Below are 6,194 nucleotides of genomic sequence, written 5' to 3' on the forward strand. Positions count from 1 at the left end.
GCCGGAGCTGGGTGAGGGGAGAAACCGCGCCGCCCCCGCTCAATAATACGCGATCAGCCGCCCCAGGATCACCACGCCGGTCCACAGCAGCAGCGAGGCCAGGGCGGCGAGCCGGGCGGCAGGCGGCGGCGTGTCGGGCCAGCGGTCGACGGCGCGCCAGGCGGTCAGATGCAGGATCAGCGCGTTCAGCCCGGCCAGCGCGATCAGGCCGAGCTTGAGGAGGAAGACCGGGTTGCGCCCGGTGGCGCTCGCCTCGGTGGTCAGCAGGGCGAGGCCGCTGGGCAGCGCCAGCGCGAAGCCGGCAACGGAAAGCGGCAGGGTGGCGGCGGCAAGCCGGTCGGCGGCCACTCCCGCCGCCCGCCAGCCGAGCAGGCGCAGATCGAGCACGGCGATACTGCCCAGCAGCAGCGCGAAACCGAGGATATGGACGATCTCCACGGCGGGAAACAGCAGCGGCTCCTGCCGCATGGCGCGGCCGAGAGCGCCCGCCTCCAGCCAGCCCAGGAACGCGCCGGGCAGGGCGGCGAGGCTAGGCCCCTCGGCTGCCCCGCCCGCAGGATTCATCAGCGCAGCTCGATTGTCTTGCCGCCCACGCTGATGCGCTCGGCGCGCACCTCGCCCGGATCGTCGCGCTTCACGTAGCCGACCACGGTGACCTGCGTGCCGACCGCCAGCATCTCCGCCGACAGGCCGCGGCTGTTCATCCGCGAAACCGGCGCCAGGATCACCTGGTAGGCCTTGCCCTCGGCGGTCATCTCGATGGTGCCGTGCGGGTTGGCGTAGGACAGCGCCGTGACCGGCCCGACCAGCGTCCGCGCCTCGCTCTCATAGCTGCTCCAGCCATGATGCGCCTCGGCCTGCCGCTCATGCAGCCCGATCCCGATCACCGCAAAGGCCGCAATCGCAAAAAACAACCGCCGGGCGAGCAGCGAAAGAGAAAAATCCGGCATCGGCACAGCCTCCAGACAGGGTGGGATATGTGAGTTTACCGAGGGAAGTGGGACGAAATTGGGGCGGGGGTGAGGGTAATTTTTATCGAAACATCCAAATCAAGAAGAATTAGGAATTAATCTTGCCCTGCATCTGACGGTAGTGCAGTGTGATTGAAACACTATCAATTTAAACAAAATTCAGGGAGATAATATGTACGAAAAATTCAAATTTGAGCGAATCGCCCTCTCCCTGATCGATCTTGATGACCGCAATCCCCGCATTGTTACACAACAAAAGCTCGCCTCAGAAGATGAGATTCTAAAATATTTTTTCGAACATGAAGACCTTGCTTCCTTCCTCAAAAAAATCGCCACCGAAGGCCGCAATCCTGGCGCAGAACGACCTTATGTCGTCAAAAACGGCAAACGATATGTCGTCGTCGAAGGCAACACGCGCATCGCGGCATACAAACTATTAACTGGCCGTGCTGTCGCCCCCGTCGAGTACGCAAGTGCAGTGCCACTCGTTTCTCCATCAGTGAAAGACGAAATGGCCAGTGTTGATGTGGCTATTGCGCCCAGCCGTGATGCATTGATGCCTATAATGGCACGGGCTCATTTCGGGCGAGGCGATAAATCAACATGGAGTTATCTCGGCAGTCGAAAAGCAGTATATGACGATTGGAAGTCTGGTAAAAGCATAGGACAGCTAGCAAATATTTTCGATCGAACGCAGGGTTCTATTCGAGATTTGCTTCTAGAGTATATGCTTTATTTGGAGGCCCTAAATCTCGATTGGACACCTGCGGAACGAGAGATTTTTCTTCGCCCGTCTGTTGAGTTTAACCCTCCCGTTCGGTTCCTTCAATCGACTGGCCACAAACAACAGCTGGGGATCGAATTCGATAAAGTTAATCTTGAGATAAGATTTGTGGCAAGCGACGCCAAAGCAAAACTCAAACATCTCATGAGACGCACGGTTATCGAGAGCAATGGACCAAGCGCCACTGCCTCATATGATGAGGTGTTTACAAACTATGTTCCTCCCCAGGGCAACGATGGCGCCGGTGATGGCCAGAGCGGATCAAGCGCCCCCGGAAGCAACGGAAAAGGCAACGGGCAGTCGGGCGGGGGAACCGGAGGGGGGCCGTCTGGCGGCGGCACCCGTTCGAAGCCTCATGCTCTGTTCGGATATGCTGTAAAACGACATGACCTGACTTTAAGCCAATTAATGAAGGAGGCAAAAGGCCTCAATACGAAGACCTACCCAGCCGCTGGATCTGCGTTATTACGCAGTATCGTGGAGGTCTTACTGAAGTTAATCATCGAAGAAAAAAACCTAAACCACCAAGGAAAATTGCTCGACTTAGAAAGCGCTTTAAATATCGTTATTGGAAGAGCACATATGGATCAAAATGATATAAAAATATTACAAGAATTCAAAAAATCTTACCTTTCATACATGAACTTAAGCACACACGCTACAGTGGTTCCAAATTATCATAGACTAATGATGGCTCGAGATTGTATTGATTCGTTTATAAAGCGGAATATGTGATGCTTGCTTCGCCGTTAAGATATCCAGGTGGAAAGGCGAAGTTGTTTAATTTCTTCGCCAATCTCCTAGCGTACAATCAAGTTCGAGAATCCCATTATTGCGAGCCGTATGCCGGCGGGGCTGGGCTAGCCCTCAAATTGCTATCAGGCGGCTTGGTTGATCGGGTTTCACTCAACGATGTTGATGAGTCTATTTGGGCTTTCTGGGTATGTGCGCTGCAACATAACAGCGAGCTATGTCGGCTAATTGAAACCGCAAATCTGACAATAGATGAATGGCATCGGCAACGCGAAATATGGCGCGCAAAGGACACATCTGATATTCTTGCCCTTGGTTTTTCTACCTTTTTCTTGAATCGCACAAATCGGTCGGGGATCATTGAGGGTGCCGGACCAGTTGGTGGTTACGCGCAAACAGGAAAATGGCGCTTAGATGCCCGGTTTGATAGGGAGAAACAGGCGGCAACTGTAAGGTCTTTGGCCCCATTCCGGTCGCATATTACCGTTAGTTGTTTGGATGCCCTGGATTTTCTATCACATTCATTAAGGGACCGAGATACACTTACCTATCTAGACCCACCATATTACGTCAAGGGCAGTAAACTTTATAGAAACGCATACACTCACAATGATCATGTTGAGGTAAAAAAATTAGTAGAATTTTATCGTGATAGCAAATGGGTGGTTTCTTACGATGCTGTTGCACCAATTTTAGATATATATTCAGAATTTGATCCCATTCTGTATTCTCTAAATTATAGTGCTGGGGCAGTTGGCTTTGGTAAGGAAGTTATTTTTCTAAGTGATGTCTTGGCCATGCCTGCGATCCCAGGGTTTGAGCGGCACGCGGCCTGAACTCCCCCTACCGCCACTCATGCATCTCCCCATCCACCGTCAGCCGGATGGCGCGGAGTTCGATGCCGTCGTCGAGGCGGGGGAAGCCGACGGCGACGGCCGGTTTGCCCTCGGTCAGGGTGGTGGGGGTGAGGCCTTCCTGGCGGAGCGTGGTGGGGTCGGGCAGGATGATGCGCCAGACGCGGCCTTCGGTTTCGAGGCGCAGCACGGCGTGGGGCGCGGTGAAATCCAGCACGCGGATGGTGCCGCTGACGCGGATCGGCCGGTGCGCCGTGTCGTAGGCGGACCAGTCATGCGCGCGCGGGGAGTCCTGGCCCGCCGCTGGGGCGGCCGTCTGGGCCTGCGCCGGGGCCGGAACCAGGGCGAGGAAGGGCGCGGCGGCCAGAATCGCGACAAGACCGGCCGCGCGCAGACCGGCCCCGACCAGACGGGCCCCGACAAGACCGGCCGCGCGCAGACCGGCCCCGACCAGACGGGCCCCGACAAGACCGGCCGCGCGCAGACCGGCCCCGACCAGACGGGCCCCGACAAGACCGGCCGCGCGCAGGGGCGCGAAGCGGCGCGGCGGGCGGACGCCGGCCGGCATCAGGATTCCTCGGGATAGCGGATGGCGACCACCTCCAGCGCCAGATCGCCGGCGGGGCGCTTCCAGGTGATGCTGTCGCCGACCTCCGCCTCCATCAGCGCGCGGGCCAGGGGCGAGACGTAGGAGACCTTGCCGGCATCCACATCGGCCTCGTCCTCGCCGACGATGGCGAAGTCGGACTGCTTGCCCGCCGAATCCTCCACCGTGACGATGGCGCCGAAGGCCACGCGCTCGCGCGGCTGGGCGGCCAGATCGACCGGGATGGCGCGCTCCAGCCTGCCCTCGACATAGCGGATGTCGCGGTTCAGATGGGCCAGCGCCTGGTGGGTCTCCAGGGCGTCGCCCTGGGCGGCCAGCGCCGCCTTCTGCGCCTCCAGATCGTCCAGGCGCGCCTGTAGCTGCGCCAGCCCGGCGGGCGTCACATAATTCGGATGGTCCGACTGCGGCAGATCCATCTCGTCCGCCGGCACATCGCCGTCCGGTTCCTTCACGAAGGCACGGCTCATGGCGTCATCCCCTTTTCTGCTGATTGGATGCCGTTCCCTAGACATGGGGAGGCGACATGCAAACGTCATCGAATTTCGCTGGCGCGGCGGCGGCAAAATGGCATGGTCTGGCCCAGGAACCGTCAGGACACCCCAATCCCTGAGCCACCCATGAGCCGCCCATGAACCGCCGGAAGCGCAACATCCTCCTCATCACCGCCGACCAGTGGCGCGGCGACACGCTGGGAGCCGTCGGCCACCCGGTGGTCCGCACGCCGCATATCGACGCGCTGGCGGCGGCGGGCACGCTGTTCCGCCGGCACTACGCCAACGCCGCGCCCTGCGGCCCGTCGCGCGCCAGCCTGCTGACCGGGCTGTACCCGCATAATCACCGCTCCATCCGCAACGGCACGCCGCTGGATGCGCGCTTCACCAACATTGCGCTGGAGGCGCGCAAGGCGGGCTACGACCCGGTGCTGTTCGGCTATACCGACAGTTCGCCCGACCCGCGCGCCCTGCCCCCCGGCGATCCCCGGCTGGAGAGCTATGAGGGCGTGTTGCCCGGCTTCACGGTGGGCGTGCGGCTGGGGGAGGATTCCAAGCCCTGGCTGGCCGATCTGAAGGCCAAGGGCTATGCGGTGCCCGGCCCCGGCCACGCGATCTACCAGCCGGCCCCGGCGGGGCTCGATCCCTCGCTCGATTCCAGCCGGGGACCGACCTTCGCGCCGGCGATCTTCACGGCGCAGGATAGCGAGACCTGGTGGCTGACCGACCGGGCGATCCAGCATCTCTCGATGCAGGGGGAGGAGCCGTTCTTCCTGCATCTGTCCTATCTGCGCCCGCACCCGCCCTTTATCGCGCCGGAGCCTTATCATGCACTGTACGACCCGGACGCCGTGCCCGCCCCGGTCCGCGCCGGCAGCCTGGCGGCGGAGAAGGCGCAGCACCCGTTCCTGAAGATTCTGCTGGAGGCGGTGCGGCAGGAGAGCTTCTTCCAGCATGGCGACGGGCTGGCGACCGATCTGACAGAGCGCGACATCCGCCAGCTCCGCGCCACCTATTACGCGCTGCTCAGCGAGGTGGACGCCAATCTGGGCCGGCTGTTCGCCTTCCTGAAAGCGCAGGGACTGTGGGAGAACACGCTGGTGGCGCTGACCACCGACCATGGCGAGCAGCTTGGCGACCATCATCTGCTCGGCAAGCAGGGCTATTTCGAAGGCTCCTACCATATCCCGCTGATCCTGCGCGATCCCGATGCGGCGGGCGGCGGGCAGGTAGATGTCTTCACCGAATCGGTCGATGTGATGCCGACCCTCCTGGACCGGCTGGGCCTGCCGATCCCCGACCAGTGCGACGGCCGTTCGCTGGGCGGGTTTCTGGACGGGGAGGCCGCCCCCGCCGACTGGCGGCGGGCGGTGTGCTCGCTGTTCGATTTCCGCGACGCGCATGAGCCGGTCTTGCAGCGCCCGCTGGGCCTGAAGGCCGACCAGTGCACGCTGATGGCCTGGCGCGAGGAACGCTGGAAATACGTCCATTTCACCGCCCTGCCGCCGCTGCTGTTCGACCTGGAGGCCGACCCGCACGAGCTGCGCAACCTGGCCGCCGACCCGGCCTACGCGCCGGTGGCCCTCGCCTGCGCCCAGCGCCTGCTCTCCTGGCGGATGGAGCATGAGGAGGGCACGCTGGCCAACCTCCAGCTTGGTCCGGGAGGCGTCGCGCGAGTCGGGTAGGCGGCGGCTGCCCTATGCTTCGAGACGACCCTGCGGGCCTCCTCAGCAT

At 61.3% G+C, this 6,194-nt stretch carries 7 protein-coding genes; 3 read left to right on the forward strand and 4 right to left on the reverse strand.

Annotation, left to right across the window (positions count from 1 at the left end; translation table 11 throughout):
- Positions 1-39 precede the first annotated feature (39 nt).
- Together AUP43_RS05395 and AUP43_RS05400 are read right to left on the reverse strand one after the other, a co-directional pair.
- Entirely contained in the window at positions 40-564 is a 525-nt protein-coding gene (locus AUP43_RS05395) for a hypothetical protein (RefSeq protein WP_067553552.1), read from the reverse strand.
- Entirely contained in the window at positions 564-950 is a 387-nt protein-coding gene (locus AUP43_RS05400) for a DUF6152 family protein (protein ID WP_232314883.1), read from the reverse strand. The genes AUP43_RS05395 and AUP43_RS05400 overlap by 1 nt, the downstream gene beginning before the upstream one ends.
- Before the next feature lie 193 nt (positions 951-1,143).
- Between AUP43_RS05400 and AUP43_RS18950 the strand changes: the two genes are divergently transcribed.
- Together AUP43_RS18950 and AUP43_RS18590 are read left to right on the forward strand one after the other, a co-directional pair.
- Positions 1,144-2,490 (forward strand): hypothetical protein, encoded by a 1,347-nt coding sequence (locus AUP43_RS18950; RefSeq protein ID WP_157089251.1) that lies wholly within the window; start codon positions 1,144-1,146, stop codon positions 2,488-2,490.
- Positions 2,490-3,344, forward strand: a complete 855-nt coding sequence (locus AUP43_RS18590) for a DNA adenine methylase (protein WP_084462583.1) — start codon at positions 2,490-2,492, stop codon at positions 3,342-3,344. The genes AUP43_RS18950 and AUP43_RS18590 overlap by 1 nt, the downstream gene beginning before the upstream one ends.
- A 7-nt stretch (positions 3,345-3,351) precedes the next feature.
- Here AUP43_RS18590 and AUP43_RS05405 read toward each other — a convergent pair whose 3' ends face one another.
- Both AUP43_RS05405 and AUP43_RS05410 read right to left on the reverse strand, forming a co-directional pair.
- Positions 3,352-3,930, reverse strand: coding sequence for a DUF6152 family protein (locus AUP43_RS05405; protein WP_067553554.1), 579 nt, complete (start codon positions 3,928-3,930; stop codon positions 3,352-3,354).
- Positions 3,930-4,436 (reverse strand): GreA/GreB family elongation factor, encoded by a 507-nt coding sequence (locus AUP43_RS05410; RefSeq protein WP_067553557.1) that lies wholly within the window; start codon positions 4,434-4,436, stop codon positions 3,930-3,932. Before AUP43_RS05410 ends, AUP43_RS05405 begins: the two co-directional genes overlap by 1 nt.
- Before the next feature lie 161 nt (positions 4,437-4,597).
- Between AUP43_RS05410 and AUP43_RS05415 the strand changes: the two genes are divergently transcribed.
- Positions 4,598-6,145: an alkaline phosphatase family protein gene (locus AUP43_RS05415; protein WP_067553559.1), complete on the forward strand. Its 1,548-nt coding sequence runs from the start codon at positions 4,598-4,600 to the stop codon at positions 6,143-6,145.
- Positions 6,146-6,194 lie beyond the last annotated feature (49 nt).

This window comes from Oceanibaculum pacificum, from assembly GCF_001618175.1.
Classification (GTDB): domain Bacteria; phylum Pseudomonadota; class Alphaproteobacteria; order Oceanibaculales; family Oceanibaculaceae; genus Oceanibaculum; species Oceanibaculum pacificum.

Excerpts from the sequence above, each read along its gene's own strand:
- AUP43_RS05405 (WP_067553554.1), bottom strand. The coding sequence starts at position 3,930 with ATGCCGGCCGGCGTCCGCCCGCCGCGCCGCTTCGCGCCCCTGCGCGCG.
- AUP43_RS05410 (WP_067553557.1), bottom strand. The coding sequence starts at position 4,436 with ATGAGCCGTGCCTTCGTGAAGGAACCGGACGGCGATGTGCCGGCGGAC.
- AUP43_RS05400 (WP_232314883.1), bottom strand. The coding sequence starts at position 950 with ATGCCGGATTTTTCTCTTTCGCTGCTCGCCCGGCGGTTGTTTTTTGCG.
- AUP43_RS18590 (WP_084462583.1), top strand. The coding sequence starts at position 2,490 with ATGCTTGCTTCGCCGTTAAGATATCCAGGTGGAAAGGCGAAGTTGTTT.
- AUP43_RS05415 (WP_067553559.1), top strand. The coding sequence starts at position 4,598 with ATGAACCGCCGGAAGCGCAACATCCTCCTCATCACCGCCGACCAGTGG.
- AUP43_RS05395 (WP_067553552.1), bottom strand. The coding sequence starts at position 564 with ATGAATCCTGCGGGCGGGGCAGCCGAGGGGCCTAGCCTCGCCGCCCTG.
- AUP43_RS18950 (WP_157089251.1), top strand. The coding sequence starts at position 1,144 with ATGTACGAAAAATTCAAATTTGAGCGAATCGCCCTCTCCCTGATCGAT.